This window comes from Methylobacterium terrae, assembly GCF_003173755.1.
In the GTDB taxonomy this organism is placed as follows: domain Bacteria; phylum Pseudomonadota; class Alphaproteobacteria; order Rhizobiales; family Beijerinckiaceae; genus Methylobacterium; species Methylobacterium terrae.
On record NZ_CP029553.1, the window covers coordinates 1,557,582 to 1,583,009 of the forward strand.

Genomic DNA, 25,428 nt, shown 5'->3' on the forward strand with positions numbered 1-25,428 from the left:
TTTCCCGAAGGCCGGCGCCGTCCCCGATCCGCGGGGGTTGTCCGGTCATGAGCAGAGCGACAGTGAGCAGGGCCCCATGGCGGCGATCTCGTTCCTCGGCGACCTCCTCCAGAGCATCTCGGACCGGGGCCGCGGGCTGATCGCCTTCGGCCGCGACGATCCGGCCAAGGCGAGCGTCGCCGAGGTGGTGAAGCTCGCCGAGGACCTGATCTCGCGCCGCGGCGAGGCCTCGGGCGTGGCGCTGGCCCGCATCATCCTCGACCGCTACGACAGTTTCGGGCGGGACGACCGGCACGACTTCCTGCGGCGCGTCGCCCTCGAGTTCGGGGCCGATCACGCCGCGGTCGCGAGCGCCATCGCGGCCTACGGCAAGGCGCCGTCCCGGGCCGCGCTCGGGCGCCTGCACGAGGCGGCCGAGCCGCGCTCGCAGGAGCTGATCCGCCGCCTCAACCTCGCCCGCGACGGCACGATCGCCCTGGTGCGGATGCGCGAGGACCTGTTCGCCCTGCGCGACGCCACCCGCAAGGCCGACAAGCCGGACGCGGCGCTGGCGGAGGCGGTCGACAGCCTGGACGCCGATTTCGAGCACCTGTTCGCCTCGTGGTTCAACCGCGGCTTCCTGGTGCTGCGCCGGATCGACTGGACCACGCCGGCCCACATCCTGGAGAAGATCATCCGCTACGAGGCGGTGCACGCGATCTCCGGCTGGGACGACCTGCGCCGGCGCATCGAGCCGCCGGACCGGCGCTGCTTCGCCTTCTTCCACCCGGCGCTCCTCGACGAGCCGCTGATCTTCGTCGAGGTGGCGCTGACCGCCGGCATCGCCGCGGCGATCGCCCCGATCCTGGCCCACGAGCGCCAGCACACCGCGACCCGCGAGGCGACGACCGCGATCTTCTACTCGATCTCGAACTGCCAGAAGGGCCTGGCCGGCATCACCTTCGGCAACTTCCTGATCAAGCAGGTGGTGGAGGACCTCTGCCGCGAGATGCCGGCGCTGAAGACCTTCGTGACGCTCTCGCCGGTGCCGGGCTTCCGCACCTGGCTCGACCGCGAGCGCCGGGCCGACGCGCCGCAGGGCCTCACCCGCGAGGACGTCGAGACCCTGCGCCTCCTCGACCAGCCCGACTGGCACGCCGACAAGGCGAAGGCCGAGGCGGTGAAGAAGGCGCTGCTGCCGGCCGCCGCCTACTACTTCCTGCGGGCGAAGACCCCGCGCGGCAAGCCGGTCGATCCGGTGGCGCGCTTCCACCTCGGCAACGGCGCGCGGCTGGAGCGCCTCAACTTCCTCGGCGACGTCTCGCCGAAGGGCCTGTCGCAGGGCTACGGGTTGATGGTGAACTACCTCTACGACCTCGCCGCGATCGAGAAGAACCACGAGACCTACGCCAATCTCGGCACCGTCTCGGCCTCGCTCACCGTCAACCGCGAACTGCGCCAGAACCTGCCGCCGGCGCGGTCGGTGGCGCTCGCGGAGGCGTGAGCATTCCCCTCTCCCCGCGGGCGGGGAGAGGGCTGTGCTCCCGTCCAGGGAGCACAGCGAGGCGGCAGCCGAGGGTGAGGGGGAGGTGCCGGATGTGGCTCCTCCGGAAATACCCCCTCACCCTCGCCCTTCGGGCTTGCTGCATCTCCTGAACAGAGATGCAGCCCTCTCCCCGCCCGCGGGGAGAGGAGACACCCGCGTTCTTCGAGTGGACGGCGTGGCCGCCATCTCGCCGCTGACTGAAGAGTTTCCTCCATGTCCAACCACTTCTTCGACATCGTCCGCTCCCGCCTCCCCGCCGACCCGGCGGGCAAGGTGTTCCTCGAAACGCCCGAGGGCCTGCGCTGGAGCTACGCGGATCTCATCGCCGAATCCGGCCGCTACGCCGCCGCCCTCGTCGGGCTCGGGGTCGCCCCCGGCGACCGGGTGGCGGTGCAGGTCGAGAAGAGCCCGGCGGTGATCGCGCTCTATCTCGGGTGCGTGCGGGCGGGCGCGGTCTTCCTGCCGCTCAACACCGGCTACACGCCCGCCGAGATCGCCTACTTCCTCGGCGATGCCGAGCCGGCCCTGTTCGTCTGCGATCCGGGCAAGCTCGACGCCCTGAAGCCGGTGGCGGAAGGGGCGAACGTCCGCCAGGTCGGCACCCTCGACGCGAAAGGCGAGGGCACGATGGCGGCCGAGGCGGCGGGCCAGACCGGCGACTTCGCCGACGTGCCCCGCGCCTCCGACGATCTGGCGGCGATCCTCTACACCTCGGGCACCACCGGGCGCTCGAAGGGTGCGATGCTGACCCACGACAACCTGGCGTCGAACGCGCTCACGCTCGTGGATTACTGGCGCTTCACCGACCGGGACGTGCTGATCCACGCGCTTCCGGTGTTCCACACCCACGGCCTGTTCGTCGCCACCAACACGGTGCTGATGTCGGGGGCCGCGATGGTGTTCCTGCCGAAGCTCGACCCGCCGCTGATCCTGTCGCTGATGGGCCGGGCGACCGCGCTGATGGGCGTGCCGACCTTCTACACCCGCCTGCTCAAGGAGCCGGGCCTGACCCGGGAGGCGAGTGCCGGGATGCGCCTGTTCGTCTCCGGCTCGGCGCCGCTGCTGGCCGAGACCCATCGCGAGTGGCAGGAGCGGACCGGCCACGCGATCCTCGAGCGCTACGGCATGACCGAGACCAACATGAGCACCTCGAACCCCTACGACGGCGACCGGGTCGCCGGCACGGTCGGGTTCCCGCTGCCGGGCGTCTCGCTGCGGGTGGTCGACCCCGAGACCGGCCGGGCGCTCGCGCCCGACCAGGTCGGGATGATCGAGGTGCGCGGCCCCAACGTGTTCAAGGGCTACTGGCGCATGCCGGAGAAGACCGCCGCCGAGTTCAAGGCCGACGGCTTCTTCATCACCGGCGACCTCGGCAAGGTCGACGAGCGCGGCTACGTCCACATCGTCGGGCGCGGCAAGGACCTGATCATCACCGGCGGCTTCAACGTCTACCCGAAGGAGGTCGAGACCGAGATCGACGGGCTGCCCGGCGTGCTCGAATCGGCGGTGATCGGGGTGCCGCATCCGGATTTCGGCGAGGGCGTCACGGCGGTGGTGGTCCCGCGCGGAGCCGAGGCGCCGAGCGAGGCCGCGATCCTCTCTGCCCTCGAAGGGCGGCTCGCCAAGTTCAAGCTGCCCAAGCGCGTGATCGTGGTCGACGAGCTGCCGCGCAACACCATGGGCAAGGTGCAGAAGAACCTGCTGCGGGAGACGCACAAGGGGCTGTACGAGGGCTGAGCGGGGATTCCTGTCCCTCCACCGAATTCATGCCCTCCGGGCCATCCCGGGGCCGCGAAAGCGGAGCCCGGGATCCAGAACCGCCGATGGTTCAGAAATCAGCGATGAGTGTTCCGCCCGGTTCCTCTCAACCTGCGTTTCCGGTTTCCGGGCTCCGCTTTCGCGGCCCCGGAATGCCGCAGCGAGCGGCATTGCTGCCCGGGTCAGCCGACTGGCCTGAGGCTCTCGCGACATTTCGTCGAAACCCGGCCTCATCCTGAGTTGCCGGCGCCGGCCGCCCCGGAGATCCACCATGTCCGCCCGCTTCGCCCTGATCGACGTGTTCCACGACGGCGCCTTCACCGGCAATCCGCTCGCCGTGGTGAGCGGGGCCGACCTCGACACCGCGACGATGCAGGCGATGACGCGGTGGTTCAACCTGTCGGAGACGGTGTTCCTGCTGCCGCCGACCGACCGGCGAGCCGATTACCGCGCGCGCATCTTCACCCTCGCGCATGAGCTGCCCTTCGCCGGCCACCCGACGCTGGGTGCCTGCCATGCCTGGCTCGCGCTCGGAGGCCGGCCGCGCCAGGCAGGACGAATCGTGCAGGAATGCGGCGCCGGCCTCGTGCCGATCCGGCAGGACCGGGATCGCCTCGCCTTCGCGGCGCCGAAGCTGCTGCGGGAGGGAGCGGTGGACGAGGCGACGATGCGGGAGGCCGTGGCGGTGCTGCGCATCGCGCCCGAGCAGATCGTCGAGGCGCGCTGGGCCGATAACGGCCCGGGCTGGATCGGGGTGATGCTGCGTTCGGCCGAGGCGGTGCTGGCCGTCGAGCCGGTCCGGCGGCACGAGGGCCGGGTCGATATCGGCCTCGTCGGCGCCCACGCCCCCGGGAGCGAGGTGGCCTGGGAGATCCGCACCCTGTTCAGCGACGGCGCGGGCGCCCTCGTCGAGGATCCGGTCACCGGCAGCTTCAACGCGGCGGTGGCGGGCTGGCTGCGCGAGACCGGTCGCGCCACCGGCCCCTACGTGGCCGCGCAGGGCACCAGGCTCGGGCGCCGCGGCCGGATCTTCGTCGATTACGACGGCGCCGACTGGATCGGCGGGCGCACCCTCACGGTGGCCGAGGGGACCCTGCCCCTCGACCTCGGCCCAGGTCTCAGTTCGCGTAGGTGAAGACGCCGTCGCGCCAGACGTAGAGCACGTAGCCGGGCGCCGTCACGTCGCCCTTCTGGTCGAACCCGACATTGCCGAGCACAAGGTTGAACCGCTCGGAATGCAGCGTCTCGGCGATCGCCTTCGGGTCGGTGGACTTGGCGAAGTTGCCGGCCTCGACGAGCGCCTGGAGCGCGGCGTAGCCGTAGAGGGTGAAGCCGGCGGGGTCGATGCCGTCGGCCTGCAGCGCCTTTACGGCGGCGGCGGCCTCGGGCTTGCGGCGCAGGTCCGGGTTGAAGGTCATCAGCACGCCGTCGCTCGCAGGGCCCGCGAGCGACCCGAATTCCTTGGTGGCGATGCCCGACGTGCCGAACCATTGCGGGCGGTAGCCGGCTTCCGCCGCCTTGCGCACCAGCTTGCCCATCTCCTGGTAGTGGCCGCCGTAATAGACCACCTCGATCCCCGCCCCCTGCAGGCGCTTGATCAAGGCCGCGTCGTCGGTCTGGCCCGGGACGATCGCGGCGAACAGGGTCTCGTTCTGGCCGATCTTGTTGAGGTTGGCCTTGGTCGATTCGGCGAGGTTCCGGGACAGGGGGGTGTCGTCGTACAGGATCGCGATCTTCTTGTCGCGGAACCGCTCGGCCAGGACCGTGGCCGAGAGGCGGCCCTGGTCGTCCTCGCGGCCGGAGACCCGGAAGATGGTGGGCAGGCCGCGGTCGGTCAGGCGCGCGGCGTTGGAGGCCGGGCTGATCATCACCGCGCCGGCCGCCGCGTAGACGTCCGAGGCGGCGAGCGAGGCGCTCGAGCAGACGTGGCCGATCACCAGCCGCACGCCGGCGCGCACGAAGCGCTCGGCCACCGCCATCGCCTGGCTCGGGTCGCAGGCATCGTCCTGCACGTCGAGCACGATCGGCTCCCCGGCGATGCCGCCGCGGGCATTGGCGTCCCGGACGGCGGCCTGCACGCCCTGGAGCACCTGCTCACCGATGCCGGCGACCGCCCCGGTGCGCGGCACCGCGACCCCGATGGTCACGTCGGCGCGGGCGGCGCCCGGCCCGTACAGCAGCGCTCCGATCGCCAGCCACAGGGCGGCGACGGCCCTGGTGCGCGTCATCACCGGCGCTCCCGCATGGTTCGAACCACTCCGTACCTCCGGCCCTGCTTCCCAGGTCTCTCGCCCAGCCTCTTGCCCAGCTTCTTGCCCGGCCTCTCGCCGGCCGCTTACCACGGCCGCCCCTCCCTTGTCCGCGCCGACCTCCGCGAAGGCCCCGCGAGGGCGCCCGCTCTATCGGGCGCGAGCCCGCAGGGGCGCAAGGGGGCGACAGCGCGTAAGAGGGCCGCGGCGCGTCGGGATGCTGGGCTCAGCATAGCACGGTGACCCGGGCTGGAACGCCCGTCCGGGGCCGGATATTGACGGATTTCGAGGGGGATCGTGCGATGAATCAGGCTGACGGCATCCGGGTCGCGGTGCTCGACGACTACCAGGGCGTGGCCGAGGGCCTGGCCGACTGGTCCGGCCTCGGCCGCGACGTGACCGTGGACTTCTTCCGCGAGCCGGTGCCGCAGGCGGAGGCCGCGTCGCGGCTCGCGCCCTATGGCGTGCTCTGCCTGATGCGCGAGCGCATGCCCCTCGACGCCGCGCTGATCGCCGCCCTTCCGAGCCTCCGGCTCGTGGTGTTCACCGGCGGGCGCAACCCCTCGGTCGACGTCGCGGCGCTCAAGGCCCGCGGCATCACCGTGTGCAACACCCGCAACGGCGAGGGCGGCATCGCCACCGCCGAGCTGACGGTCGCCCTGATGCTGGCCTGCGCCCGCAGCCTGCCGCGGGAATTCGCCAACATGGCGGGCGGGCGCTGGCAGGAGACCCTGGGCGAGGGCCTGGAGGGCCGCACCCTCGGGCTCGTCGGCCTCGGGCGGATCGGTGCGCGGGTGGCGGCGGTGGGCCGGGCGCTCGGCATGCGGGTGACGGCCTGGAGCCCGAACCTGACGCCGGAGCGGGCCGAGGCCGGCGGCGCGGTGCTCGCCACCCGCGAGGCCCTGTTCTCGGAGAGCGACGTCGTCAGCCTGCACATGGTGCTGGCGCCCGCGACGCGGGGCATCGTCGGTGCGGCGGAGATCGCCCGGATGCGGAAAGGCGCGATCCTGGTCAACACCTCCCGCGGTCCCCTCGTCGACGAGGCGGCCCTGATCGCGGCCTTGGGCGAAGGCCGCATCCGGGCCGGGCTCGACGTGTTCGACCGCGAGCCGCTACCCGCCGACCATCCCCTGCGCGGCCTGCCGAACGCCGTGCTGACGCCGCATCTCGGCTACGTCACGGAAGGCACGTTCCGGATGTTCTACGAGGACACCGTCGAGGCGATCGCCGCCTGGCGCCGGGGCGCGCCGGTGCGGGTGGTGGAGGCCTGAGGCGGGAGCGGGCGCCCTCTCGGCGCCCGCCCCTGTCAGCGCACGCCGGCGTAGACCGAGGCGCCGGCCGTGACCGGGGCCGTGATGGTCGAGAACACGCCGAGCACCTTCTGGACCTCGGTGAAGGGCGCGTTCGAGACGTAGACGAGGTCGCGGTTGCGCATCCGGAACGCCTGGGAGACGAACAGGCTGTTGGGATCGCGCATGTTGATCCGGTAGACCACCGGCACGAAGTTCGCGGTCAGGAGCGGGCTTCCCGGGCGCAGGCGGCGCACCACCGAGGCCGGCTCGAACCGGAACAGGAACACGCCGGCCGGATCGGCCTGCAGGTCCGACAGGCCCCGGGCCTTGGCGAGCGCCTGGGCGAGGGTGATGCCCTCCGCCGCGAAGGGGATCTCCGCCTGGGCGCCGAGCGCGCCGACCGCCAGGAAGGTTTGCGGATCGCGCACCAGGGTCAGGGTGTCGCCCGGGCGCAGGAAGATGTTCTCGCGCGGGTTGGAGACGATCGCGGTCAGCGGAACCGTCGCGGTGGTCGCGCCGCGCGACAGCCGCACGAAGGTCTCGGAGACCGGAGCGCGCACGCCGCCGGCCCCCGCCACCACGTCGAGCAGCCGGTCGCCCTTGGTGGAGAGCGGCACGCGGGCGCCCGACGTCACCTCGCCGGTCACCGTCACGGCGGTGCTCGTCGGCTGCACCACGGTGACGATCACCTGCGGCTCGATCGCCTTGCCGGCGAGTTCCTGCTCGATCTGCGCCTGCACGTCCTGGACGCGCTTGCCCGCCACCTGGACGCGGCCGGCATACGGCACGGTGATCGAGCCGTCGCGGGTCACGACCTGCGGCGGGATGGTGGCGGATTTCGAGCCGGAGGAGAACCGGTCGATCGACAGGGAACCGGAGAACAGGCCGCCGGTGCTGGCCTCGTAGATCGTCACCGCCACGGTGTCGCCGACGCCGATCACCGGCTCGACGGAGGGGCGGCGGTCGCCGAACGAGGCGAGGAGGCTGTCGAGGGGCCGGCCGCGCAGGGCCTCGACCACGGCGGCATCGACGTCGACGATCTCGTAGCGGGCGAGCAGGCCCTGGTCGGTCGCCACGTCGGCGCCCTTCTCCACCGCGCTCGCCGTGGGACCGGCGGCGGGCAGGAAGTTGGAACAGCCCGAGACCGCGAGCGCGGCGCAGAGGGCGATCGGGAATGCGCGCATCAGGGAGATTGCTCGTCCTTAGCTTGAGAGTGGTCCCTAGCCGAGTCGGGGGCCCGTGTCCGTGGCCCTCGTGTCACAGTGCCGTCGGGAGCCCTCCCCCCGCGCCGCCTTCCCCGCTAGACACAGGGCAGGGGACCGGGGAGTCGGCCGTCACCGTCGTGCCGTCCAAGCACGACAAGGGTTACGAAATCGCGGCTTCAGGATGGCGTGACGCGGAATGACAGGGCAGAGATGACCACACAGATCGGCTTCACGCCGCCCGATCCCGCCGCGCAGGCCCCCGGGCCGGTGCGGCGGCGCCACGTCGTCTACCTGCCGGGCTACGACCCGGAGGCGGGCAAGCGCTACCGGGCGCTGTTCGCCCGCGAGTTCACCCGCTACGCCAAGCGCTTCGACCTGGGGCAGCGAGCGATCAGCCGGGCCGAGACCCGGCCCGACGGCCTGGTCCAGACCTGGACGGTCGAGGCCGGTCGCGGCGGCCTCACGACCCACACCACCTACCAGGTGCTCCTGTGGGACGACGTCGTGCGGGCGGATTTCCGGCGGCCGCTGATCGCCTCGATGGCGCTGCTCACCGCCGGCATCCTGCACAGCCTCCTGACGGGCAAGCTCTTTCGGCTCTACGGCCTGAACTGGAAGTACGGCAACGTCATCCTCTATCCCTTCGGCATGACGGTGATCCTGGCCGCCCTCGCGGCCCTGCTCGGCACCGGCGTCGCCCACCTGCTGGCCGGCTGGCTGCCGGGCTTCGCCGCCGCCGGGCTCGGGGCGCTCGCCGGCATCGGGCTCGTTCTCGCCGCGACCCCGCTCCTCGACCGCATCTTTCTGCGCCAGCTCATCAACGACTGGGTGTTCAACTGGCAGCACAGCAACGGCTGGCGCCGGGACTACGAGGACCGCTTGGGCCTGTTCGCCGACCACGTCGCCGGGATCGTCCGGGCCGGCGCGGTCGACGAGGTGATGATCGTCGGCCATTCCTCGGGCGGGCTCACCGCCGCCGAGGTCGCGGCGCGGGTGCTGGAGCAGGACCTGCCCGACGCCCCGCGCCTGTCGCTCCTGACCCTCGGGGCCGGGCTGCCGCTCGTCACCATCAACCCGCGGGCGCGCCGGGTGCGGGCCGACGTGATGCGCCTCGTGGCGAGCGGCCGGCTGGTCTGGGCCGACTACCAGGCGCCGCAGGACTGGATGAACTTCCCGGGCTTCAACCCCGCCCGCGACCTCGGCGAGACCCCGGCCGGCCCGGTGCGCAACCCGCTGATCCGCTCGACGAAGTTCCGCGAGATCATCGACCCGGCGGTCTACCGCCGGATCTCGTTCCGGCCGTTCCGGATGCACTTCCAGTTCCTGATGGCGAACGACCTGCCGGGCGAGTACGACTTCTTCGCCCTGACGCTCGGCCCGCAGGCCCTTGGCGCGCGGGTGCTGGCGCCCGAGATCGTCGGCCTGAGGCCCGAGACGCCGCCCGAGCCGGTGCCGGTGCACAGGGAAATATGAGGACGCCCCTCCGATGCCCATCTCCCTCGTGGTCACCGACGTCGACGGCACCCTCGTCACCGGCGACAAGCAGCTGACGCCCCGGGCGATCCGCGCCGTCGACGCGTTGCGCGCCCGCGGCATCGCCTTCACGGTGGCCTCGAGCCGCCCGCCGGTCGGCCTGCGCCCGCTCGTCGCGCCGCTCGGGCTCGACCTGCCGATGGGCGCCTTCAACGGCTCGACGGTGGTGCGGCCCGACCTCTCGCTGATCGACGAGACGCTGATCCCCGAGGAGGCCGCCCGGACGGCCGCGGCGCGGTTCTCCGCGGAAGGGATCGACCTCTGGGTCTTCGCGGAAGGAGCCTGGCTCCTGACGGATCCGGACGGCCCCTACACCGACCTCGAGCGCCGCACCCTCCAGGCCGGCCCGCGCGTGGTGGACGACCTCGCGCCCCACCTCGCCCGCGCGGCGAAGCTCGTCGGCGTCTCGCGCGACCACGCGGCGCTCGCCGCCCTCGAACCGCGGCTGGCACGGGAGGTCGGCAAGGGCGCGGCGGTCCACCGCTCGCAGGCCTACTACCTCGACGTCACCCCGCCCCACATCGACAAGGGCCACTTCGTGGCGCGCATCGCCGGAGAGCTCGGCATCCCGCTGTCCCGGGTGGCGGTGCTCGGCGACATGGCGAACGACACCGCGATGTTCGCCAAGGCCGGCCTGTCGATCGCGATGGGCAACGCGAGCGACGCGGTGAAGCGGGCGGCGAGCCATGTGACGGGGACGAACGAGGCGGAAGGGTTCGCGGAGGCGATCGAGCGGTTCGTGCTGGGTTGAGATCGCGAACGACGTCGAGCGAGGCGCGATGTCGCGCGCGCGGGACACCGAACCCGCCGATGTCGTCCCGGGCGCCGCTTTCGCGGTCCCGGATGACGGGGAGGGCGCGAGTGCCGCCGGGGCTGGCGAGACCCGCTCATGGTTCCTCGTCGGGCGCAGGTGCACCCGTGAGACCCCCTCGTCCCGGAGCCGGACCGGCCCGGGCCCTCAGTGAAGCCCGACGTGATAGCGCAGCCGCTGCGCATTCCCCAGGGGATCGACGATCTCGATGATGAACTGATCGTCGTCCGGCCCGCCGGGAGGTGCGCTGTAGAGGATCCGGGTCGCCGGGACCTTGCGCTTGTTGCAGGCCGAGCGCGGATTGTTCGGGGAAAATCCGGGATATTCCGATCCCTGCTCGACCATGACCTGTCCCTTGCCGGGCGGCTCGATCATGTTGACGGCCCAGGGGCCGACCGAGCGGCAGGTCGGATCGAGGGAGACGAACCACCCGATCTTCTGGGTCTGCCCGGGCTTGACGACCTTCTCGACGGTCGGGATCGGTCGCGGCCACGCGAGGGCACCGGTCGTCATCAGGCAAGAGAGAGCGGCGGCCCCAACAATCGTCCGATTGCGCATCGACCATGTCCCACGAGTTGACGGCGTTGCCGGCCGTTCACAGTCGAGAGACACGGAAGAAACATCCGCTCGTCTTTCCACGATCGATCCGGCAGGGCATCGATAGCTCGGGCATCGCCATGCCGCAAGGACAATCGAAGTTACGACGAAGACGTCGCAAGGACCGGAGCGAGCGGCGCAACCGGGGCCGCGCGTCGGCTCAGGCCAGGGCCGCGTCCACCTCCCGCCCGCGTCCCAGGCCGCGCATCAGCTCGACGAGGTGGGGGCGCACCTGCAGCTGCAGGGCGTGCAGGCGGCGCACCGCCTCGCTGAGGCTGCCGCCGTAGCCGAGGGCGTCGTCCGCGAAGGCGATCATGCGGGCGTTGGGCCAGGCCTTCTCGCGCAGATCGTGGACCTTGGCGACGACCGCCTCGGCGTCGAGCTTCGGATGGGCCTGGCCGAGCAGCATCGTCATCGCGGCGGTGGAGCGCGAGATGCCGGCGTGGCAGTGGATCAGGAGGTGCGTCTTGCGCCGCGCGGTCTCGGCCATCAGCTCCTCGCCGAAGCGCAGGATCGCCTCGACGTCCCGGCGCTCGGGCAGGATCTGGCCGTCCGTCGGCTCGATGATGTCGTGGAAGCGCAAGGTGGTACGGTGATGCGCGTCGTAGGTGCCGAAGGCCTCCGGCTCGGGCCAGGCCGGGTCGAGGATCGACAGCACGTGGGTGACGCCGCGGGTCGAGTGGTGGCCCAGCTCCTCGAGGCCGCAGACCGTGTTGAGGGAGATCGGTTCGGGCTTCACGGTCGGGTCGCGCTCCGGCGGATCGGCGGCGGGGACGCCGCCGCGGGGTCGGGCCCGGGATTAGCATAGGCGAAGGACCCGCACGAGGGCCAAGCCTCTCGCGGGCGCCAAGCCTCTCAAGAGGGTTCAAGCCACTCACGCGGTCTTACCTGCGCGGGGGCCTCGCCGGGCGTCGGGCCGGGTGCGCTTTCGCCGGAAGCGCGCTACCTCTTGTCTCCGATACGGGCAAACCGACCCTCCGATGGGGAGAGCATGAAGCGTCGCGACATCCTGACGGCCGGCCTCGGCCTCGCCGGCAGCACCGCCCTGGCGGCCCCGGCCGTGGCGCAAGCAGCGCCCGAGCTGCGCTGGCGCCTGCAATCGGCGTTTCCGCGCAACCTCGACGCGCTCTACGGCGCCGCCGAGCTGTTCTCCCGCCTCGTCGCCGAGGCGACCGACAACCGCTTCCAGATCGAGGTCGCGGCCGCGCCGTCGGGCGAGCCCGCCGCCCTCCTCGACGCGGTCGGGGCCGGCACCCTCGAGATGGCCTACTCGGCGGCCTATTACGAGGTCGGCCGCGACCCGACCTTCGCGCTCGCCACCGCGATCCCGTTCGGCCTCAATGCCCGCCAGCAGAATGCCTGGATGTACCAGGGCGGGGCGCTGGACCTGTTCAACGAGGTCTTCGCCAAGAGCAGGCTCTACGCCCTGCCCGGCGGCAACACCGGCACCCAGATGGGCGGCTGGTTCCGGCGCGAGGTCAAGACGACCGCGGACCTCCAGGGCCTGCGCTTCCGCATCGCCGGGCTCGGCGCCCAGGTGCTGGGGAAGCTCGGCGTCGCGACCCAGACCCTGCCGGGGTCCGACCTCTACGCGGCGCTCGAGGGCAAGACGCTCGACGCCGCCGAGTGGATCGGCCCCTACGACGACGAGAAGCTCGGCCTCAACAAGGTGGCGCCGTTCTACTACTATCCGGGCTTCTGGGAGGGCGGCGCGATGCTGCACTTCTGGTTCAACGCGCAGAAATGGGCCGAGCTGCCGAAGGCCTACCGGGCGATCGCGCAATCGGCGGCCGCCAGCGTCAACGGCGACCTGCAGGCGAAGTACGACGCCCGCAACCCCGCGGCGCTGCGGCGCCTCGTCGGCGGCGGTGCGCAGCTGCGCCCGTTCCCGCAGGAGGTGATGGAGGCGGCGCTCAAGGCCGCGAACGAGATCTACGCCGATCTCGGCGCCAAGAACCCGGACTTCAAGCGCATCTACGACGCCCTGAAGACTTTTCGCAACGAGGAATACCTCTGGTTCCAGGTCGCGGAATATACCTACGACAACTTCATGATCCGGGCCCGGGCGCGGGGCTGATCCGGCGCGTCCCGGGCTTGGGGAGCGGCTACTCGGCGGCCTCCTCGCCCGGCAGGGTGCCGCGCCCCTCCTCGCGCATCAGCGCCCGGACCACGCTCGGCACCGCCTCGAGCGCGCCCGCCAGGGTCTCGTCGGCCACGAACAGGCTCTTGATCTCCGGGCTGGTGATGCAGACGAGACCCTCTCCGCTCTCCTCGACCCGCAGGGTGAATTGCCGCATCGATCGACCGCTCCCTCAACGCTCGGCTCCGATCGTCCCGCGATGCACGAGACGGGCCAGCGCCGGTTCAGCAACGCGGAGCGCGGCCATAAGCTCCACCGGACGCCGGGACAGGCGGAGCGGACCTCCGTCGCGCAGGAGGGGCCAGGAAGACCGATCCAAGAAAAAAGGCCGCCCTTGCGAGCGGCCCGAAGTCTAGGGAGGAAACGCCCAAGAAGGGCAACGGGAGCGCGACGCCATCGCGCTCCCGCACTGCAATAAGATAGGTGTGCGGTGCCAGAGCGCAAGGCGCGATTGTCGGCATGGTTGCCGCTTTTGCGGGCAGCCGCGCCTGATCAGCCAGCGTCGGCGCGCCGCGCTGGACCCGGGCCGGACACGGCCTAGCTTCCAGGGCCCAGGTTTCACGGCCTGACGGGGGCGCGGGATGGCGATTCAGGCGGGACGGATCCGGGTTCTGAAGGAGGTGGCGCCGCGGGAGGGCGCCTACGTGCTCTACCTGATGCAGCAGGGCATGCGCAGCCGCGACAACCCGGCGCTCGAATACGCCGTCGAGGAGGCCAACCGCCTCGGGCTTCCGGTGGTGGCGGGGTTCGGCCTGCTGGATGGCGGCGCCCACTTCCCCGAGGCCAATGCCCGGCACTACGCCTTCCTGCTCCAGGGCCTGGCCGATGCCAAGGCGGGGCTGGAGCGCCGCGGCATCGCCTTCGTGCTCCGCCGCGCCACGCCGGCGAAGGCCGCGCTGACGCTCGGGAGGAAGGCCGCGCTGCTGGTCCTCGACCGAGGCTACCTGACGATCCAGAAGGACTGGTACGCGGAGATCGAACGAGGCTTCGACGGTCGGCTGGTCCAGGTCGAGGGCGACGTGGTGGTGCCGGTCGACGTCGCCTCGGGCAAGCACGAATTCGCCGCCCGCACCCTGCGCCCGAAGCTGCACAAGACCTGGGAGCCCTATCTCGCGCCCCTGCGGGCGCGGAAGGTCAGGCACCCGGCCGGCGAACTGGATCTCGGGAGCGACATCGACGTCTCGGATCCCGAGGCGGCGCTCGCCGCGATGACGCTCGATCGCGCGATCAAGCCGGTGCGGCGTTTCCGCGGCGGCGAGACCGAGGCCTACGCCCGGCTCGAGGCCTACCTCGCCGGGCCCTTCGCCGAGTACGGCACGGTGCGCAACCGGCCCGAGGCCGGGGCCGCCTCGCACTTGAGCCCCTACCTGCATTTCGGCCAGATCTCGCCGGTCGCCGCCGCCCTCAAGGTGCAGGCGGCCCGGAGCGGCGGCCCGGAGGACCGGGCGGCGTTCCTCGAGGAGCTGATCGTCCGGCGCGAGCTGGCGATGAACCACGTCAACACCAATCCGGGCTACGCGGCTTACGAGACCGCCCTGCCGGACTGGTCCCGCAAGGCGCTGGCCGAGCACGCCGGCGACCCCCGCCCGCACCTCTACGACGAGGCGGCGCTGGCGGAAGGCCGCACCCACGACGAGTACTGGAACGCCGCGATGCGCGAGATGCGCGAGACCGGCTACATGCACAACCACCTGCGCATGTACTGGGGCAAGAAGATCCTCGAATGGTCGCCGTCGCCGGAGGAGGCCTTCGCGGTGACGCTTCGCCTCAACAACCGCTACTTCCTCGACGGACGCGACCCGAACTCGTTCACCAACGTCGCCTGGCTGTTCGGCCTTCACGACCGCCCCTGGGGCCGGCGCGAGGTCTTCGGCACCGTGCGCTACCTCGGGCCGAACACGCTCAAGAAGTTCGACGCGAAGGCGTATCTCGTGGCGGTGGACGAACTGTGCCAGGCGGAAGCGGGCTGAGCGCGCCGACCTGTTGACCAGCCCCGCCCGGGGAGGCCATCAACCCGCATGACCTCCCCCACCCCTCCCGCGCGCGGTCCCGTCGATTCCGCCCCTGCCGATCCCTGCCCTGCCGATCCCTGCCCTGCCGATCCCCGCCCTGCCGATCCCTGGCGTGCCACGATCCTGACCCTCTATCCCGAGATGTTTCCCGGCCATCTCGGGCTGTCGCTCGCCGGCGACGCGCTGGCGCGGGGCGCCTGGAGCCTGGAGGCGCGCAACATCCGCGACCACGGCATCGGCCGGCACCGGGCGGTCGACGACACCCCGGCCGGCGGCGGGGCCGGGATGGTGCTGCGCTGCGACGTGCTCGCCGCGGCGATCGACGCCGCGGCGCCCCCCGACGATCCCCGCCCGCGCCTGCTGATGAGCCCGCGCGGCCGGCCGCTCACGCAAGGGCGGGTCCGGGCGCTGGCGGAGGGGCCGGGCGTCATCGTGGTCTGCGGCCGGTTCGAGGGCGTGGACGAGCGGGTGATCGCCGGGCGCGGCCTCGAGGAGGTCTCGATCGGCGACTACGTGCTGTCGGGCGGCGAGCCCGCCGCCCTGGTGGTGCTCGATGCCTGCGTGCGCCTCCTGCCCGGCACGATGGGCAAGCACGCCTCCGGGGTCGAGGAGAGCTTCGAGGGCGGCGCCCTCGAATACCCCCACTACACGCGGCCGCGGGACTGGGAGGGGCACGGGATCCCGGAGGTGCTCACCGGCGGCAACCACGCGGCGATCGCCCGCTGGCGGGCGGCGGAATCCGCCCGCATCACCCGCGAGCGGCGCCCGGACCTGGCGAAGCCGGGCTGAGGTCGGCAATCGGCTCTGAACTCTGCCAGAGTATGCCGAGAAGACAACGCAGGTGAATGTCGCCGGGGACGGCCCTTCCTAGAGCCCTCTCGTCGCCAGGCGCCGTTCGCGCGCCGCCCTACTCGGACGTCCTCCCGCCGCCATGCCCGATTCCGCCCGCTACCTGCTGCACCGGCCCGAGATCCTGGACGCCCTGCGCCGGGGAGAGGCGGCGCTCGACCGGGTGATGGGCGGATCGGGGCGCCTCTACCCGGCCGGGCGCCTGCTGGTGGAACCGGACAGCCCGAACACCACGATCTTCCGGTTGCGCAAGGGCTGGGTCGGCCGCCTGCGCACGCTCGAGGACGGGCGCAGCCAGTTCATCCTGATCTTCCTGCCCGGCGACCTGTTCGCGGTCAAAAGCCTGTTCGTCACCCACAGCCCGGACGCGGTGCAGGCCCTGTCGGAGGTGCTGGTGGAACAGGTCGACCACCGCACCCTGCGCGAGGCCTACGAGCGCGACCCCGACCTCGCCACCCGCTGCATGTGGCAGGTGATCGAGGAGGAGCGCCGGCTGCACAACTGGGTCGTCGGGCTCGGACGCGGCAGCGCCGACGAGCGCCTGGCGATGCTGCTGATCGACTTCCGCGGCCGCCTGATCCTCGCCGGGGTGCTGCCGCCGGACGCGATGGCCTACGACCTGCCGATGACCCAGGAGCAGATCGGCGACCATCTCGGCATCTCGAACGTGCACGTCAACCGGGTGCTGCGGGCGCTGCGGGAGGACGGCGTGGTCACCATGCGCGGGCGCCGGGTGACGATCGGCGACCTCGACGCCCTGGTGGGGATCGCCGGGCCGCTCCTCGACATGTCCGAGCGCGGCCGGCCGGAATTCGTCGGGTCGCGGGAGGCCGGGACCGGGCTCGAGAGGAACGGCGACGATGCCGGCGAGTGAGGGCGGGATGGACCGGAACGGGATGGGGCGCCAGCACGCCGCCGCCGGCCAGGCGGCCCTGATGCTGGTGGAGAGCCTGATGCTCGTCCTCGTCGAGCGCGCGGTGATTCCGGCGGCGGAGCTGATCGAGGCGGTCGAGACCGTGATCGAGACCAAGCGCCGGCTGGCGGAGGACGGGCATGAGCCGGAGGTCGCCGCCCAGGCCGCCGCCATGCTCACCACCCTCGCCAACAGCCTCGCGGCGGCCGGGCCGAGCGCGAGGGACTGAATTCCCGCTGGCGCCGGTTCCGGGACGCCCGTATCGCTGGCCGCGAGCCCCCTGAACGGAGCCCGCCCGTGACCCCCGTGATTCCGCGCCGCCGCGCCCTGCACCGCCTGGCCTTCCTCGGGCTGCTGATCGCCGCGCCCCTCCTCGCCCGGCCCGCCTCCGCGCAGGAGCGGGCGATCACGCTCGCCTCCACCACCTCGACCGAGCAGTCGGGCCTGTTCGGCCACCTGCTGCCGATCTTCCAGCGCGAGACCGGCATCACCGTCCGCGTCGTCGCGGTCGGCACCGGCCAGGCGCTCGCCATCGGGGCCAAGGGCGACGCCGACGCTCTCCTCGTCCACGACCGGCCCGGCGAGGACAAGTTCGTGGCCGACGGCACCGGCATCGACCGGCGCGACGTGATGGCGAACGACTTCGTGATCGTGGGCCCGGCCGCCGACCCGGCCGGCATCAAGGACGGGCGCGACGCCACGGAGGCGCTCGCCCGCATCGCCCGCGCCAAGGCGCCCTTCGCCAGCCGCGGCGACGACAGCGGCACCAACCGCACCGAGCTGCGGCTGTGGAAGAAGGCCGGGATCGAGGCCCGCGGCTTGGGGAGCAGCTACCGCGAGCTCGGCCAGGGCATGGGCCCGACCCTGAACGCCGCCGCCGCGATGGACGCCTACACCCTGACCGACCGGGCGACCTGGGCGAGCTTCAAGAACCGCCAGAACCTCGTGATCCTGGTCCAGGGCGATCCGGCGCTGTTCAACCCCTACGGCTCGATCCTGGTGAACCCGGCCAGGTTCCCGCAGATCCACGCCGCCGACGCCAGGATCTGGCACGAGTGGCTGACCTCCGAGCGCGGCCGGGCGGCGATCGCCTCGTTCAAGGTCGGGGGCGAGCAGCTGTTCTTCCCGGCCGGCACGATGCCGAGCCAGTAGCCCCACGCTCCAGGATCCTATGCCCTCGGCGACGCCGCCACGCGGTTGATCCCGAAGGCGGCGGCGCTCACCAGGAGCGTCAGGCTGACGAGGACGAGCCCGAGGCCGAGCGCGAGCGCGAGGTCGCCGCGGCTCGTCTCCAGCGCGATGCTGGTCGTCATGGTGCGGGTGTAGCCGCGGATGTTGCCCCCCACCATCAGGATCGCGCCGACCTCGGCGATGGCCCGGCCGAACGCCGCCAGGAAGGCGGTGACCAGGGGGGCGGGCGCCATCGCGAGCAGGATCAGGGCCGCGTGGCCCGCGCCCACCCCGTCGACCCGGAGCGAATCGCCGTACTCCGCCCAAAGGGCCTCGCAGGTGCGGTGCGTGAGCGCCGCGACGATCGGCAGGGCGAGGGCCCCTTGCGCGATCACCATCGCGCCCGGCGTGAACAGGAGGCCGAGGCTCCCGAGGGGCCCCGAGCGCGAGACCAGCAGGTAGAGCACGAGGCCCACCACCACCGGCGGCAGGCCGAGCAGCGCGTTGACGAGGACGAGGAGAGCGCCGCGACCGGGAAACCGTGTCGCGGCCAGCAGCGCGCCGAGCGGCGCCCCCAGCACGAAACCGAGGCCGGCGGCGGTGAGGCTCACGCGCAGCGACAGGCCGACGATGGCGACGAGGTCGGCATCCGCCCGCAGGATCATCGCGACCGCCAGCCCCAGGGCGCGCCCGAACTCGTCCATGTCACCCCCGTCCCACCGTCACGTCCCGTCGTATCCGCGCGGGCGCCGGCGTGCCATAGTGCGGAGCCGGTCGGGCCCGGGGCGGTGGATCGCCGCGGACCCCGCTCGACCACCGGCACGCCCGGACGATGCAGGAGAGCACCGCGATGAGTCCGGTCGGCCCGACCGACGAGACGGCGCTCGCGATGGCCCTGCGCCACGTCATCGAAGCCGAGGGCCGGGTGCTGCGCCAGCGCGCCCTGGTCGCGCGCCTCGATCCGGGGGGCGGACGCGTCGTCGAGCTGGCGCAAGCCCTGCTCGCCGACTTCCAGGCCGACCTGGAGGCCCACCGCGCCCATCTCGCGCGCGTCGCCCCGCTGCCGCAGGCTTGACGGCGGAAGACCTGACGGAAGCGGACTTGACGGCAGCAGACTTGACGGGAGGTCCGGCCTGGCGCATCCGGGACGGCGGGACACCTCTCCCCACCGAGAGGCGCCCATCTGGAAGGATGGACACCAAGCATGACGACCCGCCCCGCGGTGCGCCCGCGCGCGCCCTTCTTCTCGTCCGGCCCCTGTGCAAAGCGCCCCGGCTGGACGCCGGACGCCCTCTCCGACGCGGCGCTCGGCCGCTCGCACCGGGCGAAGCTCGGCAAGGCCAAGCTCAAGCAGGCGATCGACCTCACCCGCACGGTGCTGCAGGTGCCGGCCGATTACCGCATCGGCATCGTGCCGGCCTCCGACACCGGCGCCGTCGAGATGGCGATGTGGTCGCTGCTCGGCGCCCGTCCGGTCGACATGCTGGCCTGGGAATCCTTCGGCGAGACCTGGGTCACCGACGCGATCAAGCAGCTCAAGCTCGACGCCCGCGTGATCAAGGCGCCCTACGGCCGCCTGCCCGACCTCTCGACCGTCGACACCCGCACCCGCGACGTGGTGTTCACCTGGAACGGAACGACGTCCGGCGTGCGCGTGCCGGATGCCGACTGGATCGCCGCCGACCGCGAGGGGCTGACGATCTGCGACGCCACTTCGGCGGCCTTCGCGCAGGACCTCGACTGGGGCAAGCTCGATGTCGTGACCTTCTCCTGGCAGAAGGTGCTCGGCGGCGAGGCCGCCCACGGCATGCTGATCCTCTCGCCCCGCGCCGTCGCGCGGCTCGAGAGCCACGTCCCGGCCTGGCCGATGCCGAAGATCTTCCGCATGACCAAGGGGGCCAAGCTGATCGAGGGCATCTTCGAGGGCGAGACCATCAACACGCCCTCGATGCTCGCGGTCGAGGACTACATCGACGCGCTGCTCTGGGCCGAAAAGCTCGGCGGCCTCCCCGCCCTGCGGGCGCGGGCCGACCGCAATGCCGGCGTGATCGCCGACTGGGTCGCCCGCACCCCCTGGATCGCCAACCTCGCCGAGGAGCCGGCGACGGCCTCCAACACCAGCGTCTGCCTGGTGGTGAGCGATCCCGACGTGGTCGGGCGCGGCCCCGAGGCGGTGGCGGCGGTCGCCAAGGGCATCGCCACGACGCTCGACCGCGAGGGCGTCGCCCACGACATCGGCGCCTACCGCGACGCCCCCCCGGGCCTGCGGATCTGGTGCGGCGCGACCGTCGAGGCGTCCGACCTCGAGGCCCTGACGCCGTGGCTCGACTGGGCCTTCGCCGAGGAGAAGGCCCGCCTGACCAAGGCGGCCTGACGCCCCCATCGCCATCATCGGCGCCGGAGCCCTGCAGGAGTCGGCGTCGGCCGAGCGCGTACCGCGACGATCACACATCGCCGAACGAGGCGCGGGTTCTCCTCTCCCCGCGGGCGGGGAGAGGGCCGCGGATCCCTTGTGGGGTCTGCGGCGAGCGCAGGCGAAGCCGAAGCGAGGGTGAGGTGCCGGGTGAGGCTCCTCCGGAAACACCCTCTCACCTTCGGCTACCGCCTCGCCGTGTTGCCTGAACGGGAACACGGCCCTCTCCCCGCCCGCGGGGAGAGGAGGATGCGCTCGACCCGGTGTGACCTCACGAACTCCCGGCCGACCCGCTCCCCAAGCGGGGCGATGGCGCGACCCCGTTCGAGGCCGCCATGCCCACCTCTCCCATTAAAAAAGTCCTGATCTCCGACACCCTCTCCCCCGCCGCCGTCGCGATCTTCCGCGAGCGCGGGATCCAGGCCGATCTCCGCCCGGAGCTCGGCAAGGACAAGGAGGCGCTCGCCGCGGCCATCGGCGACTACGATGGCCTCGCCGTCCGCTCGACCACCCGGGTCACCGGCGCGCTCCTGGAGCGGGCCGGACGCCTCGCGGTGATCGGCCGGGCCGGCATCGGCGTCGACACGATCGACGTGCCGGCCGCCACATCCCGCGGCGTGATCGTGATGAACACGCCCCACGGCAACGCGGTGACGACGGCCGAGCACGCCATCGCGCTGATGCTGTCGCTCGCCCGCCAGATCCCGCAGGCCGACGCCTCGACGCAGGCCGGGCGCTGGGAGAAGAACCGCTTCCTCGGCATCGAGCTGACCGCCAAGACCCTCGGGGTCGTCGGCTGCGGCAACATCGGCGCCATCGTGGCCGATCGCGGCATCGGCCTCAGGATGCGGGTCATCGCATACGACCCGTTCCTGACCCCCGAGCGCGCGATGGCGCTCGGCGTCGAGAAGGTCGAGCTCGACGAGCTCCTGCGCCGGGCCGACGTCATCACCCTGCACGTGCCGCTGACCGACAAGACCCGCAACATCCTCTCGAGCGAGGCGCTGGCGCGGGCAAAGCCGGGGGTCCGGATCGTCAACTGCGCCCGCGGCGGCCTCGTGGACGAGGCGGCCCTGCGGGCGGCGCTCGAATCCGGCCACGTGGCGGGTGCGGCCTTCGACGTGTTCACCGAGGAGCCGGCGAAGGAGAACGTGCTGTTCGGCCATCCGAACATGGTCTGCACGCCGCATCTCGGCGCCTCGACCACCGAGGCGCAGGAGAACGTGGCGCTCCAGGTCGCCGAGCAGATGGCGGATTACCTCCTGCACGGGGCGATCCGCAACGCGGTCAACTTCCCGTCGATCTCCGCCGAGGAGGCGCCGCGCCTGCGGCCCTACGTGACGCTCGCCGAGCAGCTGGGCTCGTTCCTCGGCCAGCTCACCGAGGCGCCGATCCGCGGCATCCGCCTCGTCTACGAGGGCGAGGCGGCGGAGCTGAACACCCGGGCGCTCACGGCGGCCGCGGTGACCGGCGCGCTGCGGCCGTTCCTGGAGGGCGTCAACATGGTCTCGGCGATCGAGGTGGCGCGGGCCCGCGGCATCCAGGTCGAGACCGCGACCCGCACCGCGGTCGAGGGCCCCTACGCCTCGCGCCTCCACGTCACGGTCGAGGCCGAGGACATGCCCCGCGACGCCGCCGGCACGGTGTTCGGCGACGGCCGCCCGCGCTTCGTCGAGATCCGCGGCATCGCGCTCGAGGCCGCGGTGGCCCCCCACATGCTCTACATCCGCAACGCCGACCAGCCCGGCTTCATCGGCCGCTTCGGCACGCTGATGGGCGAGGCCGGCGTCAACGTCGCCACCTTCCACCTCGGCCGCGACCGCCCGGGCGGCGACGCGATCTGCTTTGCCGCCATCGACGAGGCGGTCTCGCCCGACTTGCTCCAAGCGATCGAGGCGATCCCGCAGGTGAAGCGGGCGCGGGCGGTGCGGTTCTGACGGGATCGGGGGCGCCTTCCGTCCCCATCTCTTGCGGTTCTGCGGGGAGCGCGCATATCCAGCGATGGTCTGTTCTGGATCCGGCATCGCGAGGGTCGAGATGGTTGCATTGAAGGTCAAGGCGATCGGCGACACCCTCGCGGTCATGCTCCCCGATGACGTTCGAGACCGCCTGGCCTTGGCGGACGGTTCGACGCTCCATCTCACCGAGACGCCGGACGGCTATCGGATGACATCGCGGGATCCGTCCGCACCAAGCCAGATGGATGTCGCGCGGGACGTCATGCAGCGATACCGCAACGCTTTGCGCGAACTGGCGAAGTAAGCGATGACGATTCCGGTCTGGGTCGAGCGGGACATTGTCCTGGCGATCCATGCCGATCAGATCGCCGAGCACGGTGGCCTGCCCAGCTTGCGCGACCACGCCTTGCTCGATTCGGCCCTCGCCCGCCCCCGGCAGCAGGCCGCATACGGCGCTGTCGATCTTTGCGACCTGGCCGCTGCTTACGCCTTCGGCGTCGCCCGCAACCATCCTTTTCTCGACGGCAACAAGCGCGTGTCCTTCGTGATTGCTGCTGTGTTCTTACAGTTGAACGGCTTGCGTGTCCTTGCATCGGAGCCCGATGTCGTGGCGACGTGGTTGTCCATCGCCGCAGGAGAGATGGAGGAGGTCGATATCGCGGCCTGGCTGCGTGCCCGTACGCGATGAAGGCGCAACGGCACGAGCCTACCCATCCCTGCCTTTCATGCTAAACCCCACCCCATGAAGATCGACGGCCGCCACTACCGCACCATCTTCCCCGCGCCCGACGGCGAGGGGATCCGCGTCATCGACCAGACCCGCCTGCCCTTCGCCTTCGAGATGAAGACGCTCAAGACCGAGGCGGAGGCCGCGGTCGCGATCCGCACCATGATCGTGCGCGGCGCCCCGCTCATCGGCGCCACCGCCGCATACGGCTTGGCGCTGGCGATGCGCGAGGACCCGTCCGACCGCAACCTCGACGGGGCGCGGGCGCGGCTCGCTGCCACGCGGCCGACGGCGATCAACCTGGCTTGGGCCCTCGACCGGGTCGCGGGCGTGCTGGGCCCCTTGAGCCCGACCGAGCGCGAGGCCGCCGCCTTCGCCGAGGCCGCCCGCATCGCCGACGAGGACGTGGCGAGCTGCCGGGCGATCGGCGAGCATGGGGCGGCGGTGATCGCCGGGATCGCGCGCAAGAAGACCGGGCCGGTCAACGTGCTGACCCACTGCAATGCCGGCTGGCTCGCCACCGTCGATTGGGGCACGGCGCTCGCGCCGATCTACGTTGCGCACGATGCCGGCGTGCCTGTCCACGTGTGGGTCGACGAGACCCGGCCGCGCAACCAGGGCGCGGCGCTCACCGCCTTCGAGCTCAACGCCCACGGCGTGCCCCACACCGTGATCGCCGACAATGCCGGCGGGCACCTGATGCAGCACGGACAGGTCGATCTCTGCATCGTCGGCTCGGACCGCACGACGTCGACAGGCGACGTCTGCAACAAGATCGGCACCTACCTGAAGGCGCTCGCCGCCCGCGATTGCGGCGTGCCCTTCTACGCGGCACTGCCCTTCTCGACCATCGACTGGACGCTCACCGACGGCGTCGCCGGCATCCCGATCGAGGAGCGCGATGCCCGCGAGGTGACCCACCTCACCGGCCGCACCGACGACGGCGCCTTCGCGACGGTCGCGGTGGTCTCGCCCGGGAGCCCGGTGGCGAACCCGGCCTTCGACGTGACCCCGGCGCGCCTGGTCACCGGCATCATCACCGAGCGCGGCGTGGCGGAGGCGACGCCCGAGGGTTTGCTCGGGTTGTATCCGGAGCGGCGGGCGGCGGCGTGATGCAGGACTGCGGGATCGGCGGCCTCCATCCGGGCAGACCTGTCGCACGGGCGGCTCCCCCGACGGTTTTCCAACTTGCAACCTCATCCTGAGGTCGCGCAGGGGGGATGATGAAGACGGAGCGAAACCGGCCTCACGCCCCCCGGCTCGGCGCCAGCCACGCTCCTGCGAAGCGAATCACCGGCTCGTCGCGCTGGTTGGTGCCGGTCGCGGTGTGGCTGACGACGCCCCAACCCGGCCGGGTGCGCGAGGGGCGCGCCTCGGTCAGGGTCACGTCGTAGCGGATCGTATCGCCGGCATAGACCGGCCTGAGCCACTGGAGGTCGCGAAAGCCCGGCGAGGGACCGCCCTCGACCACCGGCTCGGCCCGCGCGATCGCCTCCGCCCGGCCGCGGTCGCGGGCCGCCACCATCCGCTTCATCCAGGCCGCCGCGGTGTGCCAGCCCGAGGCGCACAGGCCGCCGAAATGCGTCCGCGCCGCCGCCGCCTCGTCGACGTGGAACGGCTGCGGGTCGAAGGTGCGGGCAAACCGCAGGATGTCGTCGCGGGTGAAGTGGTGCGCCCCGAGGTCGAAGGTGCGGTTCAACGGCATGTCTTCGAGGTAGGCCGGCGGCAGCGCCTCGCCCTCGGGCAGGTCGGCGGGCGTCGGCTCCTCGGGCGGGCGCGGGCGGGGCGGCAGCGGCGGGGTGCCGGCCTTGCCGAACATCGCCCAGAAATCCTGGGTCATCACCGGCTGGCCGGCACCGTTGGCGATCTCGAGCAGGAACCGCACGAAGCCGCGGTCGGGCTTGCTGCCCGAGGGCCGGCTCTCGGTCACGCTCATGCGCATCGACAGGGCGTCGCCGGGACGGACGGGGCGCAGCCAGCGCACCGCCTCGATGCCGGGCGAGCCCATCGAGCTCGATTGCAGGATGAAGCCGTCGGCGACGAGGCGCATGCCCAGCGCGCAGGTGTGCCAGCCGGACGCGATCAGGCCGCCGACGAAGCTGTCCTTGGCCGCCGCCTCGTCGGTGTGGAAGGCTTGCGGGTCGAACTCGCGGGCGAAGCCCACGATGTCGTCGCGGCTCACGTCGAGCGGCCCGAAATCGAGCCGGAACCCTGGCGTGAGGTCCTCGAAGCAGTAGCGGGGCATGGCGTGCGTCCGACGGCGTTGCAGGCCGCCG

The 25,428-nt window shown here is 71.9% G+C and carries 25 protein-coding genes; 18 read left to right on the forward strand and 7 right to left on the reverse strand.

Annotation, left to right across the window (positions count from 1 at the left end; all coding sequences use genetic code 11):
• The first annotated feature begins 76 nt into the window (after nucleotides 1-76).
• The 3 genes from DK419_RS07000 to DK419_RS07010 all read left to right on the forward strand — a co-directional run bounded on the left by DK419_RS07000 (nucleotide 77) and on the right by DK419_RS07010 (nucleotide 4,418).
• Complete coding sequence (locus DK419_RS07000) at nucleotides 77-1,483, forward strand: malonyl-CoA decarboxylase (RefSeq protein ID WP_109958440.1); 1,407 nt, start codon at nucleotides 77-79, stop codon at nucleotides 1,481-1,483.
• Nucleotides 1,484-1,738: 255 nt separating this feature from the next.
• A complete protein-coding gene (locus DK419_RS07005) occupies nucleotides 1,739-3,262 on the forward strand; it encodes a malonate--CoA ligase (protein ID WP_109958441.1) in 1,524 nt (507 codons plus the stop codon).
• A gap of 292 nt (nucleotides 3,263-3,554) precedes the next feature.
• Complete coding sequence (locus tag DK419_RS07010) at nucleotides 3,555-4,418, forward strand: PhzF family phenazine biosynthesis protein (protein ID WP_109958442.1); 864 nt, start codon at nucleotides 3,555-3,557, stop codon at nucleotides 4,416-4,418.
• Here the strand turns inward: DK419_RS07010 and DK419_RS07015 are convergent.
• A complete protein-coding gene (locus tag DK419_RS07015) occupies nucleotides 4,402-5,511 on the reverse strand; it encodes a branched-chain amino acid ABC transporter substrate-binding protein (protein ID WP_167450830.1) in 1,110 nt (369 codons plus the stop codon). The genes DK419_RS07010 and DK419_RS07015 overlap by 17 nt on opposite strands.
• 323 nt (nucleotides 5,512-5,834) lie before the next feature.
• Between DK419_RS07015 and DK419_RS07020 the strand changes: the two genes are divergently transcribed.
• Entirely contained in the window at nucleotides 5,835-6,803 is a 969-nt protein-coding gene (locus DK419_RS07020; RefSeq protein ID WP_109958443.1) for a D-2-hydroxyacid dehydrogenase family protein, read from the forward strand.
• Nucleotides 6,804-6,838: 35 nt separating this feature from the next.
• On the opposite strand, the gene DK419_RS07025 is transcribed toward DK419_RS07020, so the two are convergent.
• On the reverse strand, nucleotides 6,839-8,008 hold the full coding sequence (locus DK419_RS07025) for a polysaccharide biosynthesis/export family protein (RefSeq protein WP_109958444.1): 1,170 nt from the start codon (nucleotides 8,006-8,008) through the stop codon (nucleotides 6,839-6,841).
• Nucleotides 8,009-8,239: 231 nt separating this feature from the next.
• On the opposite strand from DK419_RS07025, the gene DK419_RS07030 reads away from it, so the two are divergent.
• Together DK419_RS07030 and DK419_RS07035 are read left to right on the forward strand one after the other, a co-directional pair.
• On the forward strand, nucleotides 8,240-9,502 hold the full coding sequence (locus tag DK419_RS07030; protein ID WP_109958445.1) for a lipase family protein: 1,263 nt from the start codon (nucleotides 8,240-8,242) through the stop codon (nucleotides 9,500-9,502).
• Nucleotides 9,503-9,515: 13 nt separating this feature from the next.
• Complete coding sequence (locus tag DK419_RS07035; RefSeq protein ID WP_109958446.1) at nucleotides 9,516-10,313, forward strand: Cof-type HAD-IIB family hydrolase; 798 nt, start codon at nucleotides 9,516-9,518, stop codon at nucleotides 10,311-10,313.
• A 207-nt stretch (nucleotides 10,314-10,520) separates the two neighbouring features.
• On the opposite strand, the gene DK419_RS07040 is transcribed toward DK419_RS07035, so the two are convergent.
• Nucleotides 10,521-10,931, reverse strand: a complete 411-nt coding sequence (locus DK419_RS07040; protein WP_162561165.1) for a hypothetical protein — start codon at nucleotides 10,929-10,931, stop codon at nucleotides 10,521-10,523.
• 199 nt (nucleotides 10,932-11,130) lie between these two features.
• Nucleotides 11,131-11,709, reverse strand: a complete 579-nt coding sequence (locus DK419_RS07045; protein ID WP_109958448.1) for a tyrosine phosphatase family protein — start codon at nucleotides 11,707-11,709, stop codon at nucleotides 11,131-11,133.
• Between the two features lie 252 nt (nucleotides 11,710-11,961).
• Between DK419_RS07045 and DK419_RS07050 the strand changes: the two genes are divergently transcribed.
• The gene (locus tag DK419_RS07050; protein WP_109958449.1) at nucleotides 11,962-13,047 is read left to right on the forward strand and encodes a TRAP transporter substrate-binding protein; all 1,086 of its coding nucleotides are present in this window, start codon (nucleotides 11,962-11,964) and stop codon (nucleotides 13,045-13,047) included.
• A gap of 28 nt (nucleotides 13,048-13,075) precedes the next feature.
• Here the strand turns inward: DK419_RS07050 and DK419_RS07055 are convergent, their stop codons facing one another.
• Complete coding sequence (locus tag DK419_RS07055) at nucleotides 13,076-13,267, reverse strand: hypothetical protein (RefSeq protein WP_048429329.1); 192 nt, start codon at nucleotides 13,265-13,267, stop codon at nucleotides 13,076-13,078.
• Between the two features lie 424 nt (nucleotides 13,268-13,691).
• Between DK419_RS07055 and DK419_RS07060 the strand changes: the two genes are divergently transcribed.
• The 5 genes from DK419_RS07060 to DK419_RS07080 all read left to right on the forward strand — a co-directional run bounded on the left by DK419_RS07060 (nucleotide 13,692) and on the right by DK419_RS07080 (nucleotide 18,036).
• Entirely contained in the window at nucleotides 13,692-15,080 is a 1,389-nt protein-coding gene (locus DK419_RS07060; RefSeq protein ID WP_109958450.1) for a deoxyribodipyrimidine photo-lyase, read from the forward strand.
• Between the two features lie 183 nt (nucleotides 15,081-15,263).
• Complete coding sequence (gene trmD, locus DK419_RS07065) at nucleotides 15,264-15,911, forward strand: tRNA (guanosine(37)-N1)-methyltransferase TrmD (RefSeq protein WP_245442995.1); 648 nt, start codon at nucleotides 15,264-15,266, stop codon at nucleotides 15,909-15,911.
• 142 nt (nucleotides 15,912-16,053) lie between these two features.
• Nucleotides 16,054-16,845, forward strand: a complete 792-nt coding sequence (locus DK419_RS07070; protein ID WP_109958452.1) for a Crp/Fnr family transcriptional regulator — start codon at nucleotides 16,054-16,056, stop codon at nucleotides 16,843-16,845.
• Entirely contained in the window at nucleotides 16,832-17,113 is a 282-nt protein-coding gene (locus DK419_RS07075) for a hypothetical protein (RefSeq protein WP_162561166.1), read from the forward strand. The genes DK419_RS07070 and DK419_RS07075 overlap by 14 nt, the downstream gene beginning before the upstream one ends.
• Before the next feature lie 77 nt (nucleotides 17,114-17,190).
• On the forward strand, nucleotides 17,191-18,036 hold the full coding sequence (locus DK419_RS07080; protein ID WP_425352662.1) for an ABC transporter substrate-binding protein: 846 nt from the start codon (nucleotides 17,191-17,193) through the stop codon (nucleotides 18,034-18,036).
• A 17-nt stretch (nucleotides 18,037-18,053) separates the two neighbouring features.
• On the opposite strand, the gene DK419_RS07085 is transcribed toward DK419_RS07080, so the two are convergent.
• Entirely contained in the window at nucleotides 18,054-18,758 is a 705-nt protein-coding gene (locus DK419_RS07085) for an ABC transporter permease (protein WP_109958454.1), read from the reverse strand.
• 146 nt (nucleotides 18,759-18,904) lie between these two features.
• On the opposite strand from DK419_RS07085, the gene DK419_RS07090 reads away from it, so the two are divergent.
• The 6 genes from DK419_RS07090 to mtnA all read left to right on the forward strand — a co-directional run bounded on the left by DK419_RS07090 (nucleotide 18,905) and on the right by mtnA (nucleotide 24,265).
• Nucleotides 18,905-19,129: a hypothetical protein gene (locus tag DK419_RS07090; protein WP_109958455.1), complete on the forward strand. Its 225-nt coding sequence runs from the start codon at nucleotides 18,905-18,907 to the stop codon at nucleotides 19,127-19,129.
• Between the two features lie 129 nt (nucleotides 19,130-19,258).
• Nucleotides 19,259-20,428 (forward strand): phosphoserine transaminase, encoded by a 1,170-nt coding sequence (locus DK419_RS07095; RefSeq protein ID WP_109958456.1) that lies wholly within the window; start codon nucleotides 19,259-19,261, stop codon nucleotides 20,426-20,428.
• A gap of 374 nt (nucleotides 20,429-20,802) precedes the next feature.
• Nucleotides 20,803-22,404: a phosphoglycerate dehydrogenase gene (gene serA / locus DK419_RS07100; RefSeq protein ID WP_109958457.1), complete on the forward strand. Its 1,602-nt coding sequence runs from the start codon at nucleotides 20,803-20,805 to the stop codon at nucleotides 22,402-22,404.
• Between the two features lie 100 nt (nucleotides 22,405-22,504).
• Nucleotides 22,505-22,729, forward strand: a complete 225-nt coding sequence (locus DK419_RS07105; protein WP_109962172.1) for an AbrB/MazE/SpoVT family DNA-binding domain-containing protein — start codon at nucleotides 22,505-22,507, stop codon at nucleotides 22,727-22,729.
• A 3-nt stretch (nucleotides 22,730-22,732) separates the two neighbouring features.
• Nucleotides 22,733-23,113 (forward strand): type II toxin-antitoxin system death-on-curing family toxin, encoded by a 381-nt coding sequence (locus DK419_RS07110; protein ID WP_109958458.1) that lies wholly within the window; start codon nucleotides 22,733-22,735, stop codon nucleotides 23,111-23,113.
• Nucleotides 23,114-23,167: 54 nt separating this feature from the next.
• Nucleotides 23,168-24,265 (forward strand): S-methyl-5-thioribose-1-phosphate isomerase, encoded by a 1,098-nt coding sequence (gene mtnA / locus DK419_RS07115; protein WP_109958459.1) that lies wholly within the window; start codon nucleotides 23,168-23,170, stop codon nucleotides 24,263-24,265.
• 133 nt (nucleotides 24,266-24,398) lie between these two features.
• Here the strand turns inward: mtnA and DK419_RS07120 are convergent, their stop codons facing one another.
• Nucleotides 24,399-25,397, reverse strand: coding sequence for a MaoC family dehydratase (locus tag DK419_RS07120; protein ID WP_109958460.1), 999 nt, complete (start codon nucleotides 25,395-25,397; stop codon nucleotides 24,399-24,401).
• Nucleotides 25,398-25,428: the final 31 nt, after the last annotated feature.